General features: G+C 44.5%; 22 protein-coding genes and 1 pseudogene. 3 read left to right on the forward strand and 20 right to left on the reverse strand.

From position 1 onward, the window contains the following. Positions 1-36 precede the first annotated feature (36 nt). The 9 genes from thrS to NYE43_RS14780 all read right to left on the reverse strand — a co-directional run bounded on the left by thrS (position 37) and on the right by NYE43_RS14780 (position 9,420). Positions 37-1,968, reverse strand: coding sequence for a threonine--tRNA ligase (thrS, locus tag NYE43_RS14740; RefSeq protein WP_101860143.1), 1,932 nt, complete (start codon positions 1,966-1,968; stop codon positions 37-39). 397 nt (positions 1,969-2,365) lie between these two features. Further along, entirely contained in the window at positions 2,366-3,211 is an 846-nt protein-coding gene (gene ytxC, locus NYE43_RS14745) for a putative sporulation protein YtxC (RefSeq protein WP_024122441.1), read from the reverse strand. 78 nt (positions 3,212-3,289) lie between these two features. Next, the gene (locus NYE43_RS14750; protein WP_101860142.1) at positions 3,290-3,931 is read right to left on the reverse strand and encodes a TVP38/TMEM64 family protein; all 642 of its coding nucleotides are present in this window, start codon (positions 3,929-3,931) and stop codon (positions 3,290-3,292) included. 36 nt (positions 3,932-3,967) lie between these two features. Then, positions 3,968-4,900, reverse strand: coding sequence for a primosomal protein DnaI (gene dnaI, locus NYE43_RS14755; RefSeq protein ID WP_024122442.1), 933 nt, complete (start codon positions 4,898-4,900; stop codon positions 3,968-3,970). Between the two features lie 27 nt (positions 4,901-4,927). After that, positions 4,928-6,349: a replication initiation membrane attachment protein DnaB gene (gene dnaB, locus NYE43_RS14760; protein ID WP_101860141.1), complete on the reverse strand. Its 1,422-nt coding sequence runs from the start codon at positions 6,347-6,349 to the stop codon at positions 4,928-4,930. Positions 6,350-6,462: 113 nt separating this feature from the next. Next, complete coding sequence (gene nrdR, locus NYE43_RS14765; protein WP_010335260.1) at positions 6,463-6,921, reverse strand: transcriptional regulator NrdR; 459 nt, start codon at positions 6,919-6,921, stop codon at positions 6,463-6,465. 271 nt (positions 6,922-7,192) lie between these two features. Beyond that, positions 7,193-7,573 carry an adenosylmethionine decarboxylase gene (gene speD / locus NYE43_RS14770; protein ID WP_003223584.1) on the reverse strand — a complete coding sequence of 127 codons (381 nt, stop codon included), beginning with the start codon at positions 7,571-7,573 and terminating at the stop codon, positions 7,193-7,195. Positions 7,574-7,810: 237 nt separating this feature from the next. Further along, positions 7,811-8,833 (reverse strand): glyceraldehyde-3-phosphate dehydrogenase, encoded by a 1,023-nt coding sequence (locus tag NYE43_RS14775; protein ID WP_024122444.1) that lies wholly within the window; start codon positions 8,831-8,833, stop codon positions 7,811-7,813. Between the two features lie 206 nt (positions 8,834-9,039). Beyond that, positions 9,040-9,420 carry a winged helix-turn-helix transcriptional regulator gene (locus NYE43_RS14780; protein ID WP_024122445.1) on the reverse strand — a complete coding sequence of 127 codons (381 nt, stop codon included), beginning with the start codon at positions 9,418-9,420 and terminating at the stop codon, positions 9,040-9,042. 183 nt (positions 9,421-9,603) lie between these two features. Here NYE43_RS14780 and NYE43_RS14785 point away from each other — a divergent pair, with 183 nt between their 5' ends. Next, entirely contained in the window at positions 9,604-10,794 is a 1,191-nt protein-coding gene (locus NYE43_RS14785) for an MFS transporter (RefSeq protein WP_044153909.1), read from the forward strand. Positions 10,795-10,818: 24 nt separating this feature from the next. After that, positions 10,819-11,661 carry an aldo/keto reductase gene (locus NYE43_RS14790; protein ID WP_095714232.1) on the forward strand — a complete coding sequence of 281 codons (843 nt, stop codon included), beginning with the start codon at positions 10,819-10,821 and terminating at the stop codon, positions 11,659-11,661. 35 nt (positions 11,662-11,696) lie between these two features. Here the strand turns inward: NYE43_RS14790 and coaE are convergent, their stop codons facing one another. From coaE to NYE43_RS14840, 10 genes and pseudogenes are all read right to left on the reverse strand, one after another. Then, positions 11,697-12,290 (reverse strand): dephospho-CoA kinase, encoded by a 594-nt coding sequence (gene coaE / locus NYE43_RS14795; protein WP_101860140.1) that lies wholly within the window; start codon positions 12,288-12,290, stop codon positions 11,697-11,699. Between the two features lie 15 nt (positions 12,291-12,305). After that, a pseudogene (gene ytaF / locus NYE43_RS14800) lies at positions 12,306-12,956 on the reverse strand (sporulation membrane protein YtaF); the annotation flags it as partial. Positions 12,957-13,109: 153 nt separating this feature from the next. Then, positions 13,110-13,937 carry a DNA-formamidopyrimidine glycosylase gene (gene mutM, locus NYE43_RS14805; RefSeq protein ID WP_024122451.1) on the reverse strand — a complete coding sequence of 276 codons (828 nt, stop codon included), beginning with the start codon at positions 13,935-13,937 and terminating at the stop codon, positions 13,110-13,112. A gap of 24 nt (positions 13,938-13,961) precedes the next feature. Continuing rightward, positions 13,962-16,604, reverse strand: coding sequence for a DNA polymerase I (gene polA / locus NYE43_RS14810; protein WP_101860139.1), 2,643 nt, complete (start codon positions 16,602-16,604; stop codon positions 13,962-13,964). Between the two features lie 243 nt (positions 16,605-16,847). After that, the gene (gene pnpS, locus NYE43_RS14815) at positions 16,848-18,587 is read right to left on the reverse strand and encodes a two-component system histidine kinase PnpS (RefSeq protein ID WP_103671701.1); all 1,740 of its coding nucleotides are present in this window, start codon (positions 18,585-18,587) and stop codon (positions 16,848-16,850) included. Continuing rightward, a complete protein-coding gene (gene phoP, locus NYE43_RS14820) occupies positions 18,580-19,302 on the reverse strand; it encodes a two-component system response regulator PhoP (RefSeq protein WP_010335269.1) in 723 nt (240 codons plus the stop codon). Before phoP ends, pnpS begins: the two co-directional genes overlap by 8 nt. A 226-nt stretch (positions 19,303-19,528) precedes the next feature. Then, entirely contained in the window at positions 19,529-20,467 is a 939-nt protein-coding gene (gene mdh, locus NYE43_RS14825) for a malate dehydrogenase (RefSeq protein WP_103671700.1), read from the reverse strand. A 43-nt stretch (positions 20,468-20,510) separates the two neighbouring features. After that, on the reverse strand, positions 20,511-21,782 hold the full coding sequence (icd, locus tag NYE43_RS14830; protein WP_024122455.1) for an NADP-dependent isocitrate dehydrogenase: 1,272 nt from the start codon (positions 21,780-21,782) through the stop codon (positions 20,511-20,513). Between the two features lie 160 nt (positions 21,783-21,942). Further along, entirely contained in the window at positions 21,943-23,061 is a 1,119-nt protein-coding gene (citZ, locus tag NYE43_RS14835) for a citrate synthase (protein WP_010335272.1), read from the reverse strand. Between the two features lie 330 nt (positions 23,062-23,391). Beyond that, positions 23,392-23,856, reverse strand: coding sequence for a DUF441 domain-containing protein (locus NYE43_RS14840; RefSeq protein ID WP_010335274.1), 465 nt, complete (start codon positions 23,854-23,856; stop codon positions 23,392-23,394). 95 nt (positions 23,857-23,951) lie between these two features. On the opposite strand from NYE43_RS14840, the gene ytvI reads away from it, so the two are divergent. Next, positions 23,952-25,067 carry a sporulation integral membrane protein YtvI gene (gene ytvI, locus NYE43_RS14845; protein WP_024122456.1) on the forward strand — a complete coding sequence of 372 codons (1,116 nt, stop codon included), beginning with the start codon at positions 23,952-23,954 and terminating at the stop codon, positions 25,065-25,067. A 30-nt stretch (positions 25,068-25,097) separates the two neighbouring features. Here the strand turns inward: ytvI and NYE43_RS14850 are convergent, their stop codons facing one another. After that, positions 25,098-25,481, reverse strand: coding sequence for an FxsA family protein (locus NYE43_RS14850; RefSeq protein ID WP_024122457.1), 384 nt, complete (start codon positions 25,479-25,481; stop codon positions 25,098-25,100). Between the last annotated feature and the right edge of the window lie 77 nt (positions 25,482-25,558).

Genomic DNA, 25,558 nt, shown 5'->3' on the forward strand with positions numbered 1-25,558 from the left:
AGCATGATCTCTTACATGAGATCATGCTTTTTTGTATTATTTCTTCGCTTCAGCTACAGCCTTTTTCACAAAATCATCAAGTGAAATGGTTTCAGACTTCTGCTCTCCGTATTTACGGACGTTTACCGCACCGTTTTCTGCTTCTTGGTCACCGACCACAAGCATGTACGGAATTTTTTGCATTTGCGCTTCGCGGATTTTGTAGCCGATTTTTTCATCACGGCTGTCGACTTCTACACGCAGGCCTTCACGCTGCAGGCGTTCTTGTACTTGCTTCGCATAATCCAAATGCACAGCCGGAGAAACCGGGATGACTTGGAACTGAACCGGTGCAAGCCATGTTGGAAGTGCGCCTTTATGCTCTTCGATTAGGAATGCAACAAAGCGTTCCATTGTTGATACCACACCTCTGTGAATAACAACCGGACGATGCTGCTTGCCGTCTTCACCGATATATGTCAGATCAAAGCGTTCAGGCAGCAAGAAGTCCAGCTGAACAGTAGACAATGTTTCTTCCTTGCCGATCGCTGTTTTCACCTGAACATCAAGTTTAGGGCCGTAGAATGCAGCTTCGCCTTCTGCTTCGTAATAGTCATGGCCAATTTCGTCCATTGCCGCTTTCAGCATAGATTGCGCTTTGTTCCACATTTCATCGTCATCAAAGTATTTCTCTGTGTCTTCCGGATCACGATAAGACAGACGGAATGTGTAATCGTGCAAGCCGAAATCTTCATATACGTCCTGAATCAAACGAACTGTCCGGATAAACTCATCCTTAATCTGATCCGGGCGGACAAAGATGTGGGCATCATTCAGTGTCATGCCGCGCACCCGCTGAAGACCTGACAGCGCACCTGACATTTCGTAGCGGTGCATTGTGCCGAGTTCAGCGATACGAATCGGAAGCTCACGGTAGCTGTGAATATCGTTTTTATAAATCATCATATGGTGCGGGCAGTTCATCGGACGGAGCACAAGTGTTTCATTATCCATTTCCATCGGAGGGAACATGCCTTCTTGATAATGATCCCAGTGTCCTGATGTTTCATACAGCTCTTTGCTTCCAAGCACTGGTGTATAGACGTGTTCATAGCCGAGGCTGATTTCTTTATCGACAATATAGCGCTCGATCGTGCGGCGGATTGTCGCGCCTTTTGGCAGCCAAAGCGGCAGACCTTGTCCGACTTTTTGAGAATTCGCAAACAGCTTTAATTCTTTGCCAAGTTTTCTGTGGTCACGCTCTTTTGCTTCTTCAAGCATGCGAAGATGCTCGTCAAGATCAGCTTTTTTGAAGAAAGCTGTTCCGTATACACGCTGAAGCATTTGATTATTGCTGTCACCGCGCCAATATGCACCTGCAAGGCTTAACAGCTTAAACTCTTTAATTTTTCCTGTTGATGGAACGTGTACGCCGCGGCACAGGTCAAAGAATTCGCCCTGCTCGTAAATCGATACGGTTTCTCCCTCAGGAATCGCATCCAGCAGTTCAAGCTTCAGGTCATCGCCGATTTCTGCAAAGCGGGCTTTCGCTTCTTCACGGCTGACTTCTTTTCGAACGATCGGAAGGTTCGCATTGACGATTTTTTTCATTTCTTTCTCGATTTTCGGCAGATCCTCCGGCGTAATCGCTTCTTTCATTTCTACATCATAGTAAAAACCGTTTTCGATAACCGGACCGACACCGAATTTCACGTCTTTGTAAATGCGTTTAATCGCTTGTGCCAGCAAGTGAGCCGTACTGTGGCGCATAATCTCAAGACCCTCTTCTGATCCTTCAGTAATGATTTCCACAGTGCCGTCTTCGTTGATCGGCGTTTTCAAATCGATTTCTTTTCCGTTCAGTTTTCCGGCTAATGATTTCTTTTTTAATCCCGGACTGATGGATGCCGCGATATCTTCTGTTGTTGTTCCTTTCGCAAACTCCTTGACTGCTCCATCAGGAAATGTGATTTTTACCATATCTGACATCATTGTCACTCCTTTTTTTGCATATAAAAACCCCGCCCCCTATGAAAGGGACGAGGTTGAATAAACGGAATCGTGGTTCCACCCTTTTTTCCGCAAGCCAATACACCGGCATCTGCGGCTCTAAACTCTGTAACGGGAGTTCCCGTCAGCTATTACTGTTCCTTATAAAGGGGGTTCACAGCTGAGGTTCAAAGGCGGTAAAGCGAATGGTCCTTAGCTGGGAAGCTTGCAGCCGTGACTTCCCTCTCTTTAAGCCGGTATCATTCCTTCATGTCCTTATCAGTACGTGTGTCAATCTTAATCTCCTATGTATTATAAATTGTTCGTTCCAAAAAATCAACACGATTGTATTTCCTTTTTTTCAAGCGGCAGCCTTAAGTTTACAGGCTGCCGGCACTTATCCCTCTGAGTGCTTGACCGGTGTTTCAGCGTTTGAAAACGCGTGAAGCGGAAGCATTTGCACACGCTCTTGAAATACGTTTTGAATCGTCCTTACCATCATATGCTCGGGCTGGTCTGTATAGAGAATCACCTCATCAGGCGCGATGGAGATCAGCGGTGCAAGCAAATGGGAGTCAATGTACATGGGATGATCCCGGACAAATCGCCTGTCTATGTATTTCATTTTTTCCCGTTCCGGCACATAGCGCATCTCCCACAGTGTAAATGAACCATCATGGACAATGTGCACCTTTTTAATTCGCGGCGGTTTAGCCATTACATAATCTCTGAGTGTCTGAATAAAGTTTTGGTACTCCTGCTCCATCTTATATTCGTCTATTGCCGCTTCCACAGTTTCTCTAAGCTGTTCGTAGTACTTTCCGAGGCGAAAGGTTTGAAAGGAACGAATTGAAAATACCCCGTTCTCTAAACAAATCGTTTGGAGCTCATCTAAAATACACTGCTTACGCGGCGGCTTCATCGGTTCAAACGGAAGAACATCAGCTTCTCCTTCTATAATACTGTGTGCGAGCTGAAGGATTTGCTGCTGCTCATCCTGGTCCGTGAAACAATACGTCTCTTCAATCAACGACAGCATATGCTCGTCTTCTTTGCAATCTAAAAAAAACTTGACCAGAATCGGCTCCATAAAACCCTGAATAGAGAAAGCCGGCTCAGCTTTTTCAATCCCGATTTTTCGTATGCCTTCACGGACAATGATGTTTTTCCGATCGTCCGAATGCTGAATGAGATGTAAAAAAGCGGCTGTATCATGGTCATCTTCAAAGATTATTTCAAGCATGTTTGTCCCCCCTTACGGCATCTGTTACAAGTATATGGGGGATGTTTTTAAAATAGACGTAAAGGTCACCGGCAAATCTTAATTTGATTCTTGAAACAAGCTTTGCATTTTCTTTCTGAAGATAAATGGCAGCGCCATAAAAATGATATAAAATCCGAGGACGAGAAAGAAGGCGGGCAAATTGCCCGTGAAAAAGCTTGCTCCCAGCACGTTCAGCGCAACGGTCCCAGGGATGATTCCCCCAGCCGTCGCCGCAAAATATGGGAGCGGCTTGACATTAGAAAGCCCTGCCGCATAGCTGACGAAGTCAAAATTAATCGGAAGGATCCGCAGAAGAAAGATATAGAAAAAACCGTTTTCCTCCATCTGTTTCTGGATGTTTTCCAGCCTTTCGTGATGGCTGTTGGTTTTTGCCGCAAACAGACCGGCTGCAAAAAATGAGACAGCCGAAGCGCACATCGACCCAAATAGTGTGTAGAGCGTGCCGAGAATCGGGCCAAAGGCCAGACCGCCCGCAATAGAAATAACTGATACCGGAAATAATACAAGCGGCCTGACGATCGATATCCCGATAAAGATAAGCGGCGCAAAGATGCCGAATGATAAAACCCATATCCGGATTTCTTTCGGAGATAGATTTAAATACCTTTTATTTGCCCAAAAAATCAAGCCTGCTCCCGCAAGCACTGCCAGCCATTTAACAGCCGTTTTAAGTTTCATACCCTCAGTTCCTTCCCCTTTGAACCGCAGCGGTTATTAATGGCGGCGGTTTTCTCCGTCAAGACGGATAGGAGCAGCCAGATATAAAATCCGCTCCATTAATCTTGCCGCTTTCACTTCTTCCTTTTCTCCCCTTTGCGAATACGTAAAATGATGTTTCAGCTCATCAGGCGAGAAATTAGAAGAGAAGAAAGTCGGCAGCTGCTGGGACATTCTGTGCTGAAGCACTGTCCCGATAACTTCATCCCTGACCCAGCTCGTCATCGATTCTGCTCCGATGTCGTCGAGCATCAATACAGGCGTGGTTTTTACCATGTTCAGCTTTTCTTCCAACGAATGATCTTGAAGCGAATTTTTCAGCTCTCTGACAAATTCGGGCACATAGACGATCATGGAGGAATACTCTTTTTCCGCCAGCTCATTGGCAATAGCGGCGAGCATAAAGGTTTTTCCTACACCGAACTTGCCGTACAAATATAATCCTTTCCCTTTTCCCGTCTCATTATAGCTTTTCAGAAAATCTGTGACATGCTGGAACATTGCAAGTCTGCTCGGATCATTAATATCAACCTGCTGGAACGTCGCTCCGAGAAGATCCTGCTGAATATACATGCTTTTCATGAGAGACTTCTGTTTTTTCTGCTGATCGAGCTTTCGTTTGACCGGACATTCGTAATACTCGATATCAATAGAGCGGCCGGTCATCACAAGCTTCGGATGGTAGCCCTCCAACAGATTATTGCTGTTTTCGTCTTCTGAACAATAAGAGCAGTGCTTGCTCTGTCCAATATATTCATAAAGCTTATTTAAGCTTCTTTCAATCATTTTTTGATCGATGACGTCTTCATTTTCCTTTAGAAATGCCTGAACGTCTTGATCCTTCATCACTTTTTCCTTCATTTGTTCAAGACGCTTTTGGAAATCCGGTCTGCCGGTTACGCCCTGCAGGGAACGGCTGATTGGTTCCATGTATTACTTCACCCCGCATCTCTGCTCTTAATAGGCAGAGTATTTTTTCAGTTTTTTCATTTCTTCCATCATCTTTTTCTTCTGTTCTTCCAAGTCCTGTTCATGCAGCATTTGCTGTCCGGTTTCAGAATCGGAAGCCGTTTTCTTTTCTTTCATCCAGTCAGGAAGTTTTTCTTCGCGAATCACTTTTTGATTTCGTTTAGAAGATTGGCTCGTTTTCCCTTCAGCCCATTCGAGATACTGGCGGTTTTCTTCTATGGCAAGCTTCATCGCTTCTCTGACCGTTTTGACTTTTTTGCGCGCCCAATGGGAGGCAATTTTTTGTATATAATTTTTCGACAGCTTCATGTCGGTTTTCAGCATGACGTAATAAATCAATACATTTGTGACGCCTGGCTCCAGCTTCTGTTCAAACATAATTTCTTCTATAATTTTCAGATCTGCTTTTGACGGTTCGGTTCCGTCCGCGATATCCTGAAGAAGCTTTTTCGGTGAGATGACCTCCAGCAATGCGATCAGCTCACTATCCAGCGAATCCTCTTCTGCCGCTTTTCCGCCTTCACGCAGATGTACCGGCTGTGTTTTCTCCACTAAGTCCGGCAGCTGTCCGTTCCTCTCGATTTGGTACCAGTCACTTGCTGCTTTTCTTAAAGCTTCGGTGGTAATCACTTCATGCTCATCGATCGCGCTCATGACGACATTTTGCATCTGCAAAGGATCAATGCCGTACAAATAAGAAAGCTTTTTAATCGTTTCCCGCACCTGCTGTGTCATTGCTTTTCTTGGAATCATCGTCTCCGAAAGCCCCGCTAAAAACAAATCAAAATCGAACACATCCTCTGTAACGGTATAGGACGGAGCCTGTCCGACAGTTGTATACTCCCTTCCCGTCGCAAGTCTCACCGTTTCCTCCATATCGGATGTGAGCTTCCATTCACTCGGCTGCAGTGATTCAAACGCATGATTAAACGGCCTTGTAATGTCTTTGGCGTCTTCTGAAATCGCCGGATGCGTAAAAAATTGTTTTAACTGCTGATATTTTGTTTTTCCGACTCTGTTATACAGGAAAACGTTCAGCATGCCGTCTTCGAAAAATTCATTCGGCCGCAGCGGCGGCAGCAGTTCATATATAAAGAGGCGCTCCTGCCGCTCGGATTCTTTCATATATACTTTTAGCAATCCGATGCCCTCGAGCTTCCCCTGTTCCTGATGGATCGTTTTCAAATTGGACTGGGTCATTCCCATCAGCTGTCTATGTGTGGATTCTCCGCCCCACAGACGGTTTTGTTCAAGTTCTCCCCACAATGTCATATAAAGAGAGAATGCAACAGGGCCGATTAAGGGCTGGTACAGTTGTGTAATAATTTGTCTGTCAATATCCTGCAGCATTGATTTGCTCTTCACCACATAAGGGTCTACAGGCAGTACATCTTTCCAATAGTCAGCCATACATTCTCAAACCTTCCGATTATGTTTCTACCTCTCATTTTACACCGTTTCGAATATCTATCAAATGCCAATTTTGCACATGAGAAAAGAGCTAGAAGAATCCTTTTAGCTCTTTAACGCTCTTTCTTTATTAAATCTTTTAATTCATCGATAAAGACATTAATATCTTTAAACTGCCTATAGACGGACGCGAACCGCACGTATGCGACTTCATCAACCTTAGCCAGGCGATCCATGACCATTTCTCCGACGAACTCGCTTTTCACTTCGGAACAGCCTTGATTGCGCAGTTCTTTTTCAATGTCAAAACACATATCTTCCAGCGTTTTGAGTGAAACAGGCCTTTTTTCACATGCTTTAATAAGGCCGCGCAGCATTTTTTCCCTGCTGAATTCCTCTCGCACGCCTTCTTTTTTGACAACGATGAGCGGGGTTTCCTCCACTTTCTCAAAGGTAGTAAAACGGTAATGGCAGGCTTCGCATTCCCGTCTTCTGCGAATGGATTTTCCGTCATCCACAGGCCGTGAATCGAGGACTCGCGTTCCGTTATGCTGGCATGAAGGACATTTCAATAAAATCAGCTCCCAACTATTTCGTTCCCTGCAATGTATATTCGGCAGCCTCCGGCTATAAGTGATGTGACAGGCATCTGTCGGGAGAGCCGTTGTTTAGGCTGTGTCTAACAGCATCAGGCGGTTTATGACATATCTCTTTCTTATTTTACAAAAAAAACGGAAAAAGAAAAAGCTAGCCGCCCCTGTTTGTTCATAAAAATAAAAGGAGCATAAGCTAAAAAGCGCGTAACGCTTTCTAGCTCCAGCTCCCTTTGTGTTCGTGTTTGCTCTATAGTACTTTCGCTTGCGCCTGTTTAATCTGCACAGGCCCCATTCCTCTTGGTATTTCAATGTTTTCTCTTGTATCAGCATGTAATGCCTCTGCAATGTAGTCAGCAGCGACATTAGGATCTAAGTCTCCACAAGTATAAACATCAATGCTTGCATATCCGTGCTCAGGAAAACTGTGAATCGTTAAATGTGATTCGGAAATAATAACGACTCCGCTTACGCCTTGCGGTGCAAATTTGTGAAATGCAACCTCGCGCACCTCAGCTCCTGATTTTAAAGCAGCATTTACAAACGTTTTTTCAATAAAATCCATGTCATTCAGCTTATCAAAATCGCATCCCCATAGCTCGGAGATAACGTGACGCCCCATTGTTTCCATAGTCATGGACCCCCCTTAACAAGAATTAAAAAGTGAAGTTCCAACAACTGGGTCGGCTATTTACCACGGGGGAAAGTTAGTCCGGAGAGGTCCTAACCCTTTAAGTAATCCCGAAACAGTCTCAAGCAAGAAGTTCACGAAAAATAGTATACTGTGTTTAAGTCTAATTTGCAAGAAGCGTTTTTTCAGAAATATGCTGTTAAGGGTTTTTTCTTAAATTGTGTCCATGACCTTATTCTATACAGCAGATGGATGTTTCATTCGTGCCGCCACATGGCGGATGAGATCAACTACTCTGCATGAGTAGCCCCATTCATTGTCATACCATGCGAGAACCTTTACTTTCCTGTCTTCCATCACCATTGTCGTAAGCCCGTCAATAACCGCTGAATTCGGATTCGTATTATAATCTGTCGACACGAGCGGTTCATCCGAATAATCAAGCACTCCGTACATTGACGTTTTGGCAGCCTGTTTGAATGCTTCGTTTACCTCTTCTGCCGTTACATCCGTTTTCAAGTCGACAACAAGATCAACTAATGAGACGTTCGGTACAGGCACACGCAATGCGAGACCGTGAAGCTTTCCTTTCAGGTGAGGCAGAACAAGCGAAAGCGCCTTTGCCGCTCCTGTTGTCGTCGGAATGATGGATTCACCGCATGCCCGGGCGCGGCGCAAATCTTTGTGCGGATTATCAATATTTTTTTGATCGTTCGTATAAGCGTGCACTGTCGTCATTAGACCGCTCTCAATGCCAAATTCATCATCAAGCACTTTCACAACCGGTGCAAGGCAATTTGTCGTGCATGACGCGTTTGAAATAATGACGTGGCGTTCAGCATCAAATTGGTCTTCATTAACACCCATCACAATGGTAACGTCTTCATTTTTCCCCGGAGCGGTCAGAATGACTTTTTTCGCGCCCGCTTCAATATGTCCCATCGCTTTTTCTTTTGAATTAAACTTCCCTGTTGCTTCAACGACAATGTCAATATCATATTCCCGCCAAGGCAGCTGTTGCGGATCACGGCTATTTAACAAGAGTACTTTTTTTCCATTCACAATCAGACTGTCTTCTCCAGCCTCAACCTCTTTGTCGTACCGTCCGTGATTTGTGTCATACTTTATTAAATGAGCCAGCGTTTCAGCCGAATAGCTGGCGTTAATAGCCACTACTTGAATTTGATCGTCTAACATTGCTTTTCTAAAGACCATTCTTCCGATTCTTCCAAACCCGTTTATCGCTACTTTTACCTTCACGTTGGTCACCCCTCATCAATTATGTCATTCTAAATTGTTGTCATCTGAAATTAGTATAACACATTAAAAAGAATTCGCCAGTACATATTGATAAAAATCAACGATTATAACGCTAATTTATGATGTATCATACGTTTTCTCGCACACAATATGAGGATAAAGAATCAAAAAAGCAGCCAGCGCTGCGCACTGCCTGCTTTATTTTCTTATGATTCCTGTTTCAATTTATCATTGAGCACACTTTCTTCTAATACAGAGAAAGTATCGCCGTATACCTTGTTGATATGATTTGCTCCCCAATCGCAGAGCATATCTAAAATGCCTTCTAAGCTGCGGCCGTATTCACTCAGTTCGTATTCCACTTTAGGAGGAACCTGATTGTACACGATACGGTTAATGACACCGTCAGCTTCCAGCTCACGCAGCTGCTGGGTCAGCATTTTTTGAGTGATATTCGGCATTAAACGCTTTAACTCACTTGTTCGTTTTTTTCCGTGTGTCAGGTGGCATAAAATCACGCATTTCCATTTCCCTCCTATTACTTCAAGAGTCGCTTCAACTGAAATGTTATATTTTTTCTTCTCCATGCGGTTCACTCTCCTTACAGGCACCAAAAAGTGACTATAGCACTTAAAAGTACGTACTTTTCTTTTTTGATGATATCTTTCATAATCACATTTGCCGGCTGAATTGAATCTGCTCTTTTATTTATATAGCTTGTTCGGCAGAATTTCAATCATACAACACATAACAGAAAAGGAGGAACTTGAATGACTTCAGCCAATAAAAGCAGCATTCCTGCACTTCTGGCTCTCGCCATTAGTGCATTCGCGATAGGGACAACCGAATTTATCAGCGTCGGCCTTTTGCCGTTAATATCTGATGATTTACACATTCCTGTAACAACAGCGGGATTGACCGTTTCGCTATACGCACTGGGTGTTACGTTCGGCGCGCCTATTTTAACGTCATTAACCTCAAGCATGTCACGAAAGACGCTATTGCTTTGGATCATGATCATTTTTATCGCCGGGAATACGATGGCCGCGTCGGCCTCAAGCATCGGGATTCTTTTAGCAGCACGTGTGATATCCGCTTTTTCACACGGTGTGTTTATGTCGATCGGCTCGACGATCGCAGCTGATCTTGTCCCTGAAAATAAAAGGGCGAGTGCGATTTCCATTATGTTTACAGGACTCACCGTCGCAACAGTAACCGGAGTTCCTTTCGGCACGTTTATCGGCCAGCAGCTCGGCTGGCGTTTTGCCTTTATGGTTATTATCGCCGTCGGCATTATCGCTGTCATTGCAAATGGCATTCTTGTCCCTTCCAATTTACGAAAAGGGACGAAAACAACGATGCGGGATCAATTGAAGCTTGTGACAAACGGCCGTTTACTGCTTTTATTTGTCATAACAGCTTTAGGATACGGAGGAACATTTGTTGTGTTCACTTACCTGTCTCCCCTGCTTCAGGAAGTGACGGGCTTTAAGGCCGGCACTGTAGCCATTATCCTGCTCGTATACGGAATTGCCATTGCTATCGGAAATATGATTGGCGGAAAACTGTCCAATCGAAATCCGATCGCCGCGCTGTTTTATATGTTTATCGTACAGGCGCTCGTCCTGTTTACGTTAACATTTACGGCTCCTTATAAAATTGCTGGCCTCATTACGATTCTCTTTATGGGCTTGCTGGCCTTTATGAATGTGCCCGGCCTGCAAGTATATGTCGTCATGCTGGCTGAACGTTTTGTACCGAGCGCAGTAGATGTAGCATCCGCGATTAATATTGCAGCATTTAACGCAGGAATTGCCCTAGGATCTTTTTTGGGAGGCGTGATTACCGATTCCATCGGACTGATTCATACCGCGTGGATTGGAGCTTTAATGGTAGCAGGAGCCGTCATCTTAACAGGCTGGAGCCGTCTTCTGGAAAAACAGGATCGGCAGGCAGCCTAACATTTCAATAAGGAGGAAACAAATATGACAACACATTTACAAGCAGCAGCAACACTTCATAACGGGGTGAAAATGCCGTGGTTCGGCCTCGGTGTATTCCAAGTGGAAGAAGGATCAGAACTCGTCAATGCGGTGAAAACCGCCATTGTTCAAGGTTACCGCAGTATTGATACTGCCGCAATCTACGGAAATGAAGCGGGAGTTGGGGAAGGCTTGCGGCAAGGAATTGAAGAAGCCGGCATCTCCAGAGAGGATCTATTTGTCACATCAAAAGTGTGGAATGCGGATTTAGGGTATGAGGAAACATTGGCGGCATTTGAAACAAGCCTGTCAAAACTCGGTTTGGAATATTTAGATCTATACCTCATTCACTGGCCTGTGGAAGGCAAATATAAAGAAGCTTGGAGAGCACTTGAAACACTGTATAAAGAAGGCCGTGTCAAAGCGATCGGAGTGAGCAATTTCCAAATCCACCACCTGGAGGATCTGCTGAAGGATGCTGAAATGAAGCCTATGATCAACCAAGTGGAATTCCACCCGCGCCTCACGCAAAAAGAGCTGATGGCTTATTGCGAGAAGCAAGGCATTCAAATGGAAGCATGGTCACCTTTAATGCAGGGACAATTGCTTGATCATCCCGAACTGACAGACATTGCAAAATCATATCACAAATCCGTCGCGCAAATCATTTTACGCTGGGATTTACAGCACGGTGTCATCACTATTCCTAAATCAACAAAGGAACATCGAATTAAAGCGAACGCGAACATATTTGATTTTGAATTATCACAGGATGACATGAACCGAATTGATGCGTTAAATGAAAATCTGCGCGTCGGTCCTGATCCGGACAATTTTGATTTTTAATCACAAAAACACCGTTCATAATGAACGGTGTTTTGTTATGCCCAGCAGCTGAGAATTTCCTCAAGCTGCTGTTTTGTCTCTTCGAGTGTGCCGCTATTGTCTATTACGTTATCCGCTCTTGACACTTTTTCCTCTAATGGAATTTGGGAGCGGATCCGGCTAAGCGCTTCTTCCTCCGTTAATTGGTTGCGCTTGGTCAGACGTTCAAGCTGAAGCTCTTTTGTCACACTGACCACAATAATTTTATCCACTAAAGACTCCAATTTGCTTTCGAACAAAAGCGGGATATCTAATACTACAAATGTCTCCTGATTTGCAATGGACTCATTACGCCGCTTGAGCATTTCCTCTCTGACCGCAGGATGAACAATTGAATTCAAAGCAAGACGCTTCTGTTCATTTGTAAAGACCAGCGCCCCAAGCTTTCTTCTGTCTATATCACCATTTTCGAGCAGAATGTCTTCACCAAATTCGTCAATGATCTGCCGGTAGGCCGGCATCCCTTTTTCTACCGCTTGTTTTGCAATGATATCCGCATCTATGACAGTGATTCCTTTATCTATCAGCATATTGGCAACCGTACTTTTGCCGCTTGCTATTCCTCCCGTTAAACCAATGACTAAGGTCAAGAGATCCACTCCTTTTTACAATTTCCAGAGCCCGATCGTGATTAGCAGAAGCCCCGGCAAAAACGCCATTTTATCGATCCATCTCCATTTAGACAGAATATGGCCGGCATTGATGCCGACTGACACAAACAGCGAACTCATAATCGCGACGGTTATGCTCATCGCAATGGGAGAAAAACCGAGAATGGCTGCTCCCATACCTGCTCCGAAGGCATCAATCGACAGGGCGAATCCCAATAACACCGCTTCAATCCCATTAATCACACCAGATTTGTCGATATCCGCACTCATTGGTTTTCTCAAAATATGGATCACAATGCCCAATGACCGAACCTCTAAATTAAGCAGCGTTTTTTCATGCAATAAGTAGTCTTTGTCTTTTGCCGGCCTGAAAAATTGATATAAAACCCATATGCCGATTCCAACCAATATTAGCCCGCCGAGCTTCTCAGTCACATACACGGGAAAAAACTTTGTGAGAAAGCTTCCGATCAGCATGGATATAAACATAACAGTGCCGGAACAGAAGGCAATGACAATAATGGCTTTTAGCGGTATCTTCATTTTTCGCAATCCATACGTAAATCCGACTGAAAAACTGTCCAAGCTGACAGCTAACGCCAGCAGCAGTATAGAAACCATTTGCATATCCGTTTCTTCCTTTCTGTTGGTGCTCTTGTATCAGATGTTAAATGCCCGGAGATTCATCACAATCATGTATATGGAAAAGTGAAAAATCCGTGTTTCCGAAAAACGGCACTTCCTCTATTACAGAGTTACTGATATATGCACCGACAGCTTGGACGATGAAGCATTCCTCTATTTTTTCTGGCACTTGGCGCAAAAATGTGTGCCTCTGCCTCCGACGACAATTTTGGTAATCATGGTGCCGCAATTTTTGCAGGGCTCATCTTTTTTCCCGTACACAAAATGCTGCAGCTGAAACATTCCGATTTCTCCTTGGGAATTGATATACGACCGGACAGTGCTTCCACCGGCATCAATCGCTTCCTGAAGGGTATTTTTAATTTCAGCATGAAGTTTTTTGATTTTTTTATCTGATAGCTGGTTTGCCTTTGTCTCGGGATGGACGCCCGCTCTGAACAGAGCCTCGTCCACATAAATGTTCCCAAGTCCGACGACCGTTTTCTGATCCAGAAGAGCGGTTTTGACAGCTCGGTTTGTTTTCGCGAGCCGTGCTTTCAAATACGCACTCGTAAATTCTTCTGCATCCGGTTCGGGTCCGAGCTGAGAAAGCGGCAGCTCTCCTGCTTCCTCTCCCGGTTTAAATAAATGCATGGTTCCGAATTTCCGAACGTCCCTGTAACGCAGCTGGGTTCCGTCCGTCATCGTAAATATGACATGCACGTGTTTATCGTCCGGCTCCTCCTCTTGGTGAAGCCCGTACTTTCCTTCCATACGAAGGTGGGAGACCATGACATAATGATCCAAGTTAAACAGTAAAAACTTTCCCCGTCTTCCGATGGACTGGATGGTTTCTCCTGCTAAGTTTCGCGCAAATTCCTCCGGTTCGGCAGGCCGTTTGATGATATTCGGCCATCTGATCTCTACCGATTTGATTGTTTTTCCTCTTACAAGCCCGGTCAGAGTGCGCCGGACGGTTTCAACCTCTGGTAATTCCGGCACATCCATCACTTCCTTTTTCTCTGTTTATTTCGCATCGTACCAGGATGGGCCTGAAGCAAAGTCCACTTTTAACGGCACATCTAATGCAAGCGCATGCTCCATCACTTCTGGAACAAGCTTTTCAAGTATTTCAATTTCTTCCTTCGGTGCTTCAAAAATCAATTCATCGTGTACTTGCAGCAGCAATCTTGTCTTCAGCTGCTTTTCTTTCAGCTTGGCTGCCATTTCAATCATGGCTTTTTTAATAATATCCGCGGCACTTCCTTGAATCGGCGTATTCATTGCCGTCCGCTCCGCAAAGCTGCGGATATTAAAGTTTCGGCTCGTCAATTCAGGGATGTAGCGGCGGCGATGCAGCAGCGTGGTTACGTAGCCTTTTTGCTTCGCGTCCTGCACCGAGTCCTCCATATACGCTTTGACGCCCTGGAAGCTTTCCAAATATCGGTCGATGAATGCCCCGGCTTCTTTCCGCGTAATGCCGAGATTCTGTGAAAGCCCGTAATCACTGATGCCGTATACGATTCCGAAGTTGACCGCTTTCGCCTGGCGTCTCATCGCCGATGTCACTTCATCCTCAGCGACATGGAACACATCCATTGCTGTTTTTGTATGAATATCCATGTCGTTTGTAAAGGCTTCGATCAAATTTTCATCCTTTGAAATGTGAGCAAGCACCCGCAGCTCGATTTGCGAGTAATCAGCCGCAAAAATGAGCCAGTCTTTTTCAGACGGAACAAAGGCCTGGCGGATCTTGCGCCCTTCCTCAAGCCTGATCGGTATGTTTTGCAGGTTCGGATCGGTCGAGCTGAGGCGCCCTGTTTGCGTTAAGGCTTGGTTAAAGCGCGTATGCACCTTGTGTGTATCTTTTCTTGTCACCTTTAAAAGCCCTTCGATGTATGTCGATTGCAGCTTGCCGATTTGTCTGTACTGCAAAATATAGTCAACAATATCATGTTTGTCAGCCAGCTTTTCAAGCACATCAGCAGACGTTGAATAGCCTGTTTTCGTTTTCTTCACAACTGGCAGGCCGATCTTTTCAAACAGGATGACGCCGAGCTGTTTAGGAGAATTGATATTAAACGACTCTCCCGCAATATCATGAATTTTTTCTTCATATTCCTTCAGCTTGGCGCTCAGTTCTTCTCCCATTCGTTTTAAGCGGTCAACATCAACCTTTACGCCTGTTGACTCCATTTCTCCGAGAATAAGCGCCAGCGGCATTTCCAGCTCCTCAAACAATTCAAGCTGATCGTTGTTCTCCAGCTCCTGAACGAGCTTTTCCCGGAGGCTTTGAATGGCTAAAGCCTTTCTGACGAGATGCTCAGACAGTTCGCCTTCTGCCGGCACTGCGCGTTTTGCTCCCTTGCCGTAAACTGATTCATCGCTTGAAACGATATGCAAGCCGTAATCCTTAGCCACACTGGCAACGTCGTCATACGAATTGCCCGGATTAATGATATAAGCGGCAAGAAGCGTATCAAACTCCGCACCTTTCAGCTCAATGCCCTGCCAGCGCAAAGCCACGACAGCCCGCTTGCTGTCAAAGACCCATTTTTTCTGATCGTCATTTTCCACCCATTCTTTAAACACAGCAGACTCGACAGCAGCGTCTTTTGGAATAAAGTAGGCTCCCGTTTCGTTTACTATCGAAAAACCGAGAATCGGCACTTCATGATAATTATCACCAATCTGTTCAACGACAAATGCAGATGGAGAAACCAATATATCGCTAGTCACGTCGGTGACTGTTTTGACATCAATTTCTTCTAACGACTGATCCTGCTCCGCCTCTACACCGTCTTCCCCGAGCCGTTCAAGAAGCGTATTGAACCCAAGGTCCTTAAAGATGGCAATGACCTGTTCACGATTAAAGCCTTGATATTCCAGACCCGAAACGGACACATCAATCGGCGCATCGGTCATAATCGTCGCCAATTCCTTGCTCATCAAGGCCTGATCCTTAAATTCTTCCAGCTTTTCCTTGAGTTTTTTTCCGCTTACCTCATCAATTGATTCGAGCAGCTTTTCAACAGAATGGAATTGTTTTAACAGCTTAATCGCGGTTTTTTCCCCGACACCAGGCACACCCGGGATGTTGTCAGAAGAATCCCCCATTAAACCCTTCATATCAATAATTTGGTCGGGCGTGAGTCCGTATTTCTCCTGGACGTGCTCTGGTGTGTAAAACTCAACATCGGTAATTCCTTTTCTCGTAATGGCAACCGTCGTCTGATCTGTTGCAAGCTGTGTTAAATCCTTATCGCCCGAGAAAACCTTTACCTCAAAGCCGTCTTTTTCAGCCGATTTGGCGAGTGTGCCGATAATGTCGTCAGCTTCGTATTGTTCCAGTTCGTAACGGCTGATTTGATAGGCATCAAGCAGCTCGCGGATAAACGGCATTTGTTCTGAAAGCTCAGGCGGGGTTTTCTGTCTTCCGCCTTTATACTCTTTAAATGTGCCGTGACGAAACGTCGTTTTCCCGGCATCAAACGCAACCAGCATATGCGTCGGCTTTTCATCCTCAAGCATTTTCATCAAAATCATCGCAAAACCGTAAACCGCATTTGTATGAATTCCTTTATCATTGCTTAACAGCGGCAATGCGAAAAACGCCCGGTAAGCCAGACTGTTTCCGTCTACAAGCACTAATTTTTTTCGTTCCGTCATTCAATATCCTCCTAAGAAGCAGCAGCTTCCATTCATCTCATAATAATAGTCTTTAGCTTCTCTTATTTTAACAAAGTTCAATTTGAAAGGAAAATACGCGAACCGATGAGAACACACAAAAAAGGACGGGAACACAAAAAGGTTCCCGCCGTCAAAATTGGCTCCTTGGATGAAGGGGTTCTACTACATCCTACCAGCATAGGTTTAACAGTGCATGAAGATATTGTTAAAGCTTTGTAAACATTAAACAGGCTTTTCAGCAGCCCGCTTCAGCGTCACTGTAAACACAGTGCCTCTGCCCGGCTCGCTTGTCACATCGATTTTGCCTTCATGAGCCTCTATTAAATGCTTTACAATCGCAAGACCGAGACCGGTCCCGCCTGAGTTTCTGCTTCTGTCTTTATCAACGCGGTAAAACCGTTCAAAGATGCGGGGAATTTCTTCTTTCTGGATGCCAATCCCGGTATCGGAAACTTCGATTTGAATCTCTGTTTCTCCCGGTTTGACATTGATAGCTACCGAACCCTTCTCCGGTGTATAGGTTAATGCATTGTTTACGAGATTCAAAAACACCTGTTTCAGCCGGTGCGGGTCGCCCGCTACATAGAGAGGGTCTTTCGGAACGTTCAGCTGTAAAGAGATACCTCTCTCCGTCGCTTTATGCTTAAGTAGCGTTTCAATATCAGCCAGCATTTTCGCTGCATCGAACGTTTCGATGCTGAGCGTAAAGTTTTGCTGCTCAATCTTAGAAAGATCAAGCAAATCCTGCACCAATGACTGAAGCCTTTTGCTTTCCTTTAAAATAATCGAGAGAAATTCTGAAAGCGCCTCTTTATCCTCCATTGCCCCGTCTAATAGCGTTTCCGTAAACCCTTTGATCGATGTAATCGGCGTTTTCAGCTCGTGGGAAACATTGGCCACAAAATCTTTTCTCATCTGCTCTAATTTTTTCGTTTCTGTCATGTCATGAAAAACGAGCACAATCCCTTTCCATTCATCATCCGGCCCCATAATAGGAACGCCGTCCACTTCAAAATAACGCCTTTCAATTTTGATCGGAAGTCTTAATAGCTTGCATTTCTTCGTCTCAGTCATAAAAATCTCTTCGACAAGCTGGATCACTTCTTCATGTTCAAATGCATCATGATAAAGACGGCGCAGCATCTGATTCGGATTGACATGAAACTGCTTCGCGTAAGACCTGTTGACGAGATTGATAAAACCTCTTCCATCAATCATAATCAGCCCGGAGCCGATGTTTTCAATGACAGTCAGCAGGCGGTCGCGCTGCATTTCCTGCGTCCTCGTCATTTCCATCAGATCAACGGCAAGGCTGTTCATGGCCCGGCCAAGCTTGTCAGAACGTCTGATATAACCGCCGTATGTACGGGCATCGTAATTCCCCTTGGACAGCTCTGTTGCCATGTTTGTGGCTGCTTCAATAGATCTTTTGTAGCGAGAGGTCATATTAGAATAAAAGAAAACAATAATAATAAAAGCGGTACAAAGACTGGCTGTCAGCATGCCCCACATCTCGCCATTCAGACCCGAGCTTTCTTCACGGGAAGTAAGCAGCACATACCCTGTTTTTTCGCCTTTGCTCCTAAGCGAAAGCCCATAGTAAAGCATGTTCTCCTCTTTCGCGAGAACTCCCTCATGACCGGAGACAAGCGCCTGAATCTGTGAAGAATCCGCCGCGCTGCCGTCAGACCCGTACAGCACCTTTCCTTCTGTATCGATCACGGACGCTTCTACATCAAGCGCACTTCCTGCATCTTTAATGACTTTCTCATTTGCCTGGTCATTCAGATTGCCGGCATCAAGCAGCGAAGCCATGTATTTGGCTTCCTTTTCAATGTGTTCCTCCGATTTTTTTTGATCAGAAGATTCAAAGAGCTGCTGTAAAAACAGCCCGAGTACACTAAACACCACAATCATACAGACAACAAGCACAGAAAAAAGGCGCACACGATATTTAATCATTCATTTTTGGCTCCTCCAATTTATACCCCAATCCCCTAATGGTTTTAATATAGATCGGTTTTTTTGTATTCGTTTCAATTTTGTCTCGAAGATGACTGATATGCACATCAACAATTCTCGTATCTCCGGCAAAATCGTAGTTCCAGACAGCACTTAAAAGCAAATCTCTCGTCAGCACTCTGCCTTTATGTCTGCCTAAATACAAAAGCAGCTCAAATTCTTTCGGTGTCAGCTCAAGCTGATTTTCTTTAAAATAAGCTTCATAATGATCGGGCAGAATCTTCAAATCGCCGATAACAATTTGTCCTTCTGTTTCCTCGTTTTTCATATCATTAGAGGGCGCAGCCATTTCAGAACGCCTTAAAATAGCTTTTACTCTTGCATTGACTTCTCGAGGGCTGAACGGCTTGGTCATATAATCATCAGCACCAAGCTCAAGCCCTAATACTTTGTCAAATTCTTCATCCTTCGCTGTCAGCATCAAAATAGGAAACATGAGTTTTTGCTGTCTCAGCTGCTTGCATACTTCAATTCCATCCAGCTTTGGAAGCATCACATCAAGCACAATTAAATCAGGATTTTCTGTTTCCGCCCTTTTGAGTGCTTCTTCTCCATCCGAAGCAGTAATAACCTCATAGCCTGATCGCTCCAAATTGTACTGCAAAAGTGTAACGATAGATTCTTCATCATCCACAACTAAAATTTTCTTGTTCATGCTGTGCCTCCAGTATCTTAATTCCCCGACATCCTATTTCTCTATTTTATGTCATCTTACCATGTTTCATGATTTTATTTTAACGAAAGCCGGACATTCCGACAATTCGCCTTTTACATCATTTTAAAAGAAAAATACAAGAGGCAGCTGAGGAATATGAGGAAGCGCTTTCATTTTGTAACAAAAAGAGAAAGGCTTCGATTAAACCAGCCTTTCTCTTTTTATTTTAGGATAATACTTTCATCACATTTTTGACAGATTCAACTGATTTATTCAGCTGTTCTTTCTCGTATTCTGTCAATTCAAGCTCAATGATTTGTTCAAGCCCGTTTCCGCCGACAATTGTAGGAACACCAAGGTAGACGCCTTCATAGCCGTATTCTCCTTCAAGATAAGCAATTGTAGGAAGGACGCGGCGCTGATCTTTTAAGATTGCTTCGATCATTTCTGTCAGTGAAGCCGCAGGCGCATAATACGCGCTTCCGTTTCCTAAGAGATTCACGATCTCGCCGCCGCCTTTTCTTGTGCGCTCCACAATCGCGTCAATCCGGTCTTTTGGAATGAGGGTTTCAAGCGGGATACCGCCAGCATAAGAATAACGTACAAGCGGCACCATATCGTCACCGTGTCCGCCGAGAACAAAACCAGTCACATCTTTCACTGACAAGTTTAATTCCTCCGCCACAAACGTTCTGAATCTTGCCGTATCAAGCACACCTGATTGGCCGATCACGCGCTCTTTCGGGAAGCCAGATTCTTTATATACTGCGTATGTCATTGCATCAACAGGGTTTGTCAAAACCACAATGATAGAGTCAGGAGAATATTTCACGATTTCTCGTGTGACGCTTCTCATAATTTTTTCGTTTGTAGAGACTAGATCATCCCTGCTCATACCAGGTTTTCTTGCAATACCGGCTGTAATGACAACAATGTCAGAACCAGCCGTATCCTCATAATTAGATGTACCCGTAATTTTCGCGTCAAAGCCTTGAACCGGGCTGGCTTCCAGCATATCAAGGGCTTTTCCTTTCGTAGGGTTCTCCAATTGCGGGATATCAACGAGAACAACGTCCGCCAGCTCTTTTTGAGCGGTTAAGAAAGCTGTTGTCGCTCCGGTAAAACCTGCTCCGATAACAGAAACTTTTTTACGAGTATTTCCCATGTCTCTCTTCTCCTTTATGGCTAATTTTAGGCTGTTTCCTTGCTTAGTCCATGTTTTTAATCAGTTCTTCTCCGAACTCTGAACATTTAACTTCAGTCGCGCCGTCCATTAATCTGGCAAAATCGTAAGTTACAACTTTTGAAGCGATTGTTTTTTCCATAGATTTAATGATTAAATCAGCCGCTTCATTCCATCCTAAATGCTCAAGCAGCAGCACACCTGAAAGAATAACTGAAGATGGGTTTACTTTATCAAGTCCGGCGTATTTAGGAGCCGTTCCGTGTGTCGCCTCGAAAATCGCATGTCCTGTTTCGTAGTTGATGTTCGCCCCAGGAGCAATACCGATTCCGCCTACTTGCGCCGCAAGAGCGTCAGAAATATAGTCTCCGTTAAGGTTCATTGTTGCAACAACATCAAATTCGCTTGGACGTGTCAGAATCTGCTGAAGGAAAATATCAGCAATGCTGTCTTTGATAATGATTTTGCCTGCTGCTTCTGCTTCGCTTTGCGCTTTATTAGCGGCGTCTTTTCCGTCTTTTTCAGCAATGCGGTCATATTCAGCCCATGTGAAGACTTTTTCGCCGTATTCTCTCTCTGCAAGCTCATAGCCCCAGTTTTTGAAGGCGCCTTCCGTGAACTTCATGATGTTTCCTTTGTGTACAAGCGTTACAGACTTGCGGCCGTGCTCAATCGCATATTCAATTGCCGCTCTGACCAGACGGCTTGTTCCTTCTTCAGAAACAGGCTTAATGCCGATACCTGATGTTTCAGGGAAACGGATTTTGTTGACATTCAATTCATTTTGCAGGAAGCTGATAAGCTTTTGCACTTCTTCAGAGCCTTTTGCGTACTCGATGCCTGCGTAAATATCTTCTGTATTTTCACGGAAGATGACCATGTCAGTATCCTCAGGGCGTTTTACCGGTGACGGCACTCCAGTAAAATATCTTACCGGTCTCAAGCAAACGAATAGGTCAAGCTCTTGTCTGAGCGCTACGTTCAAAGAACGAATACCGCCGCCGACAGGTGTCGTTAACGGGCCTTTAATCGCGATGAAATATTCGCGGATGACATCTAATGTTTCAGCAGGAAGCCACTCACCTGTTTTATTATAAGCCTTTTCTCCGGCATAAACTTCTTTCCACGTAATTTTCTTTTCACCTTTATATGCTTTTTCTACTGCGGCTTCCAAAACTTTTGAAGCCGCATTCCAAATATCAGGACCGGTTCCGTCTCCTTCAATAAAAGGGATAATCGGGTTGTTTGGTACGTTTAATACTCCGTTAGAGACTGTAATTTTTTCACCTTGTGCCACAATAAAAACCTCCCAGTATGTAATTCATATTTAGAAAACATTTTATTTTTCTTATATAGAAAACAAAATGATTTTTCTTAACATTCTAAAGTGTAAACCATCTTTGATGTTCTGAACAAGAGGCTAACTTCATTAACATAAGCCAGCCTCCCATGGTTCTTTAGGCTCTTTCTTCAATCGGAACAAAAGTTTGTTTGTCAGGGCCTGTGTAATCTGCACGCGGGCGGATCAGGCGGTTATTGTCATACTGCTCAAGGATATGAGCGAGCCAGCCGGACATTCTGCTTACAGCAAAAATCGGTGTGAACAGGTCATGGTCTATTCCGAGGCTGTGATAAACAGAAGCGGAATAGAAATCAACGTTAGGCGGAAGCTTTTTTTCTGATGTCACGATTTCTTCGATGCGAATCGACATGTCATACCATTTGCTTTCGCCGGTCAGGTTGGTCAGACGTTTGCTCATTTCTTTTAAATGTTTAGCGCGCGGATCGCCATGCTTATAAACGCGATGGCCGAATCCCATTATTTTTTCTTTCTTTTCCATCTTGGCGCGAACGAAAGGCTCGACATTCTCCACTTCGCCGATCTCTGTCAGCATTTTCATGACGCCTTCGTTTGCACCGCCGTGAAGCGGGCCCTTCAGTGCGCCGATCGCTGCAGTGATTCCTGAGTAGATATCCGAAAGTGTTGCCACACAGACCCTTGCTGTAAACGTTGACGCGTTCAGCTCGTGATCGGCATGTAAAATCAGTGCTTTATTGAAGGCTTCAACCTCAATCGGCGAAGGCTCTTCTCCATTTAATGTGTAGAGAAAATTCTCGGCAATGCCGTAGTCTTCTCTTGGCTCAACGGGTTCAAGACCCTTGCGGATTCTGGAAAACGCTGCAACCAGACCAGGCACCTTTGCCTGAAGGCGGATCGCCTTTCTGTAGTTGGCTTCCGGGTTCATGGTATCAGCCTCGCTGTCAAGCAGGCCTAGTAAAGAAATCGCTGTCCGAAGAGCAGCCATGGGATGAACATTTTCGAGGGAATAAGATTTGAAGTGCTCAATAATTTCTTGCGGAACGGCAGCTTCTTTTGCTAACTGCTGTTTTAACTCATCAAGCTCTTTTTTGTTTGGCAGCCTTAAGTGCCAAAGCAAGTAAATGATTTCTTCAAAGCTCGCATTCTCTGTCAAATCATCGATATCATACCCCACATATGTAAGGGTATCATCAATAATCGAACTAACAGATGATGTTGTTGCTACAACCCCTTCAAGACCGCGTGTCGCTGTCATATATAACATCTCCTTTTCAATAAATTTCCCCTTTAAGAGTGTTGTAAAAACATGAGGCTAACTTAAAAAGCATGTTGTAAGTATTTCTCCCCCCAAAAGAAAATGCTTACATTTTACTGCCTGCTGGTGCTGAAACCCTTTGCTTATGAAAGAACATAACAAATTCTTATAAGCTTTTTTAAGTTTGTGCCTATTCCTATTATAAACAATAATCAGACATTTGTTAAATGTTTACCTATAATTTTTTTTTTCATTCTATGATTTTCCCGAAAAAACGCCTTTATTTGCGGTTTTTTGGCATTAAAAAAAAGCGGCAGCAAGCCGCTTTTTTCATGAAGTGAACAGTTTTACGAGCTGCATCGCAATATAAGCAATCCCCGCTCCGATCAGCGGACCCACTGCGACTCCGCCGAAAAGCGCGACAGCGAGAATGGTACCGATGACAAGAGCAGTGGTGATGTGAGGATCGTTTTCCAACAGGGTCAGGCCATTTTTGGCAATCAGCGCAACGGCAATTCCCGCCCCCAATGCAATCCATGCGTAAGAAGAACGCATTGCCTCACCAAGCTGTTTAAATCCAATCTCTCCTGTGGCGATTGGAACAAGAACAGCAATTGTGATGACGGTCACGCCCCAGTTGATGCCTTTTGACTGGATAGTCGGGAAAAATTTTTGGTCAAGTCCCACGATTTTAATGATCAAAAGGACGGATACAGCAAAAAGCAGCGATTGATTTTTTGCGATAAGTGCAATAGCCAAGAGTAATATTAAAAATAAATTCGCTTGTGTAAACACGCGTCATCCCTCCTTTAAGATGAATGTATTCATATACAGCCGTACCGTGAATAAACATAACAATAGGACATGCTGACGAGAGGAGGAGCGTTTTTGTGAATCAATCCTATATCACTATTTTTTTCCGAACCCTCTTTGTCGTGTCGCTTACAGCCGGATCAGCAGCCGCTGTTTATTATTCGTTTCCGTTAACATATCCGTTCCTCATTGCCCTTATTCTTTCAACAGCGATTCACCCTGTTGTAGACTACTTGGACAAGGTGACCGGATTCCCGCGAACTTTAAATGTCATCGGCGTGCTTGCCTTTTTTCTGCTCGCGGCGTTCGGTGTGCTGACCATTGTGATAGCAGAAATCGTAACAGGGACTGCATATCTTGCAAAAACCCTTCCCCCGCATATCAGCACATTTATCTCTTATTGTGAAAAACTGTTTACCACTCATATCCAGCCGCTCTATCACGAACTGACCGTTTTATTTCATGAATTGGAGACCAACCAGCAGGCTTCCATCGTCACTCACATTCAGACACTTGGAGATTCCGCTGCCAAAAACGCAGGACTGCTGCTGTCTCACATTCTTGAAATGATCCCGAAGTTTTTCGCGCTGCTTCCGAATACCGCGGCTGTTTTGATATTTTCACTTCTTGCTACATTTTTCATGACAAAGGATTGGCACAAGCTGAAAGCGATGCTCGTTTCAGTGCTGCCGGATCGAATAACAGCAAACGGAAAGGCGATCAGCAGCGAGTTAAAAAAAGCAATGACCGGTTTCATTAAAGCGCAGGCTGTTCTTGTATTCCTTACGATGGTCATTGTATTCATCGGTCTTTCTCTCTTAAAGGTTGAGCATGCAGCAACGATTGCTTTTTTAATCGGGCTAGTCGACCTTCTCCCTTATTTAGGAGCAGGATCCGTCTTCGTGCCGTGGATTTTGTATTTATCGATTACAGGCCAGCTTCCTCAAGCAATTGGAATTGGTGTGCTGTACCTTGTCGTACTCGTTCAGCGGCAGCTGACAGAGCCGAAAATATTAAGTAAATCAATCGGAATCGATCCGCTGGCAACACTCATTGCCCTCTTTGCCGGCTTTAAATTGTTCGGCTTTTTAGGACTGATTGCCGGTCCTGCCGTTCTCGTCGTCATCCAGGCTTTTATTACAACAGGTGCCTTAAAGGAAATATGGTCCTACATCACTGTCCAGCAAAAATAAAACAGCAGCCCATAATGCAGGCTGCCGTTTTTATTTTATAATGATCCGCTTGTTCTTCGACATACCTCTCAGCCATTTGAACAGGATCGGCTTACACCAGCTGCGGGTGAACGGGATAAGCAGGCATGCGCCGGCCAGGTCTGATAAAAAGCCTGGCAGCATCAGCAAAAGGCCGCCAATAAAGATGCACAGGCCGTCAGCAATCGCTTCACCAGGCATCTTTCCGTATTGAAGGTCACGCTGAACCTTGAAGTAAACTTCAGTTCCTTGTTTTTTGGCAGCTGCTGCCCCAATGATTCCGGTCAGAATCATCAAAAGGACCGTCGGAAGAATGCCGATCAGCTTGCCCGAAAATAGAAATATGCCGATTTCAATTGCCGGAAACACAATAAAAAGCAAAAATAAAAACCTCATCTCCAGCCCCCCACATGTGTAAAACGCCTTCGTTCAAAAATAGTGACAAATAGAGAAAAGGAAGGGAATACGCTCCC

It is taken from the genome of Bacillus sp. FSL R5-0434 (assembly GCF_038004745.1).
Classification (GTDB): domain Bacteria; phylum Bacillota; class Bacilli; order Bacillales; family Bacillaceae; genus Bacillus; species Bacillus halotolerans.

Coding starts and splice junctions, on each gene's coding strand:
- ytxC (WP_024122441.1), bottom strand. CDS start 3,211: ATGCTTGAAATAATCTTTGAAGATGACCATGATACAGCCGCTTTTTTA.
- citZ (WP_010335272.1), bottom strand. CDS start 23,061: ATGACAGCGACACGCGGTCTTGAAGGGGTTGTAGCAACAACATCATCT.
- NYE43_RS14750 (WP_101860142.1), bottom strand. CDS start 3,931: ATGAAACTTAAAACGGCTGTTAAATGGCTGGCAGTGCTTGCGGGAGCA.
- polA (WP_101860139.1), bottom strand. CDS start 16,604: ATGACGGAACGAAAAAAATTAGTGCTTGTAGACGGAAACAGTCTGGCT.
- dnaI (WP_024122442.1), bottom strand. CDS start 4,900: ATGGAACCAATCAGCCGTTCCCTGCAGGGCGTAACCGGCAGACCGGAT.
- thrS (WP_101860143.1), bottom strand. CDS start 1,968: ATGTCAGATATGGTAAAAATCACATTTCCTGATGGAGCAGTCAAGGAG.
- mdh (WP_103671700.1), bottom strand. CDS start 20,467: ATGGGAAATACTCGTAAAAAAGTTTCTGTTATCGGAGCAGGTTTTACC.
- NYE43_RS14780 (WP_024122445.1), bottom strand. CDS start 9,420: ATGGAGAAGAAAAAATATAACATTTCAGTTGAAGCGACTCTTGAAGTA.
- NYE43_RS14850 (WP_024122457.1), bottom strand. CDS start 25,481: ATGAGGTTTTTATTTTTGCTTTTTATTGTGTTTCCGGCAATTGAAATC.
- NYE43_RS14790 (WP_095714232.1), top strand. CDS start 10,819: ATGACAACACATTTACAAGCAGCAGCAACACTTCATAACGGGGTGAAA.
- dnaB (WP_101860141.1), bottom strand. CDS start 6,349: ATGGCTGACTATTGGAAAGATGTACTGCCTGTAGACCCTTATGTGGTG.
- phoP (WP_010335269.1), bottom strand. CDS start 19,302: ATGAACAAGAAAATTTTAGTTGTGGATGATGAAGAATCTATCGTTACA.
- pnpS (WP_103671701.1), bottom strand. CDS start 18,587: ATGATTAAATATCGTGTGCGCCTTTTTTCTGTGCTTGTTGTCTGTATG.
- NYE43_RS14785 (WP_044153909.1), top strand. CDS start 9,604: ATGACTTCAGCCAATAAAAGCAGCATTCCTGCACTTCTGGCTCTCGCC.
- speD (WP_003223584.1), bottom strand. CDS start 7,573: ATGGAAACAATGGGGCGTCACGTTATCTCCGAGCTATGGGGATGCGAT.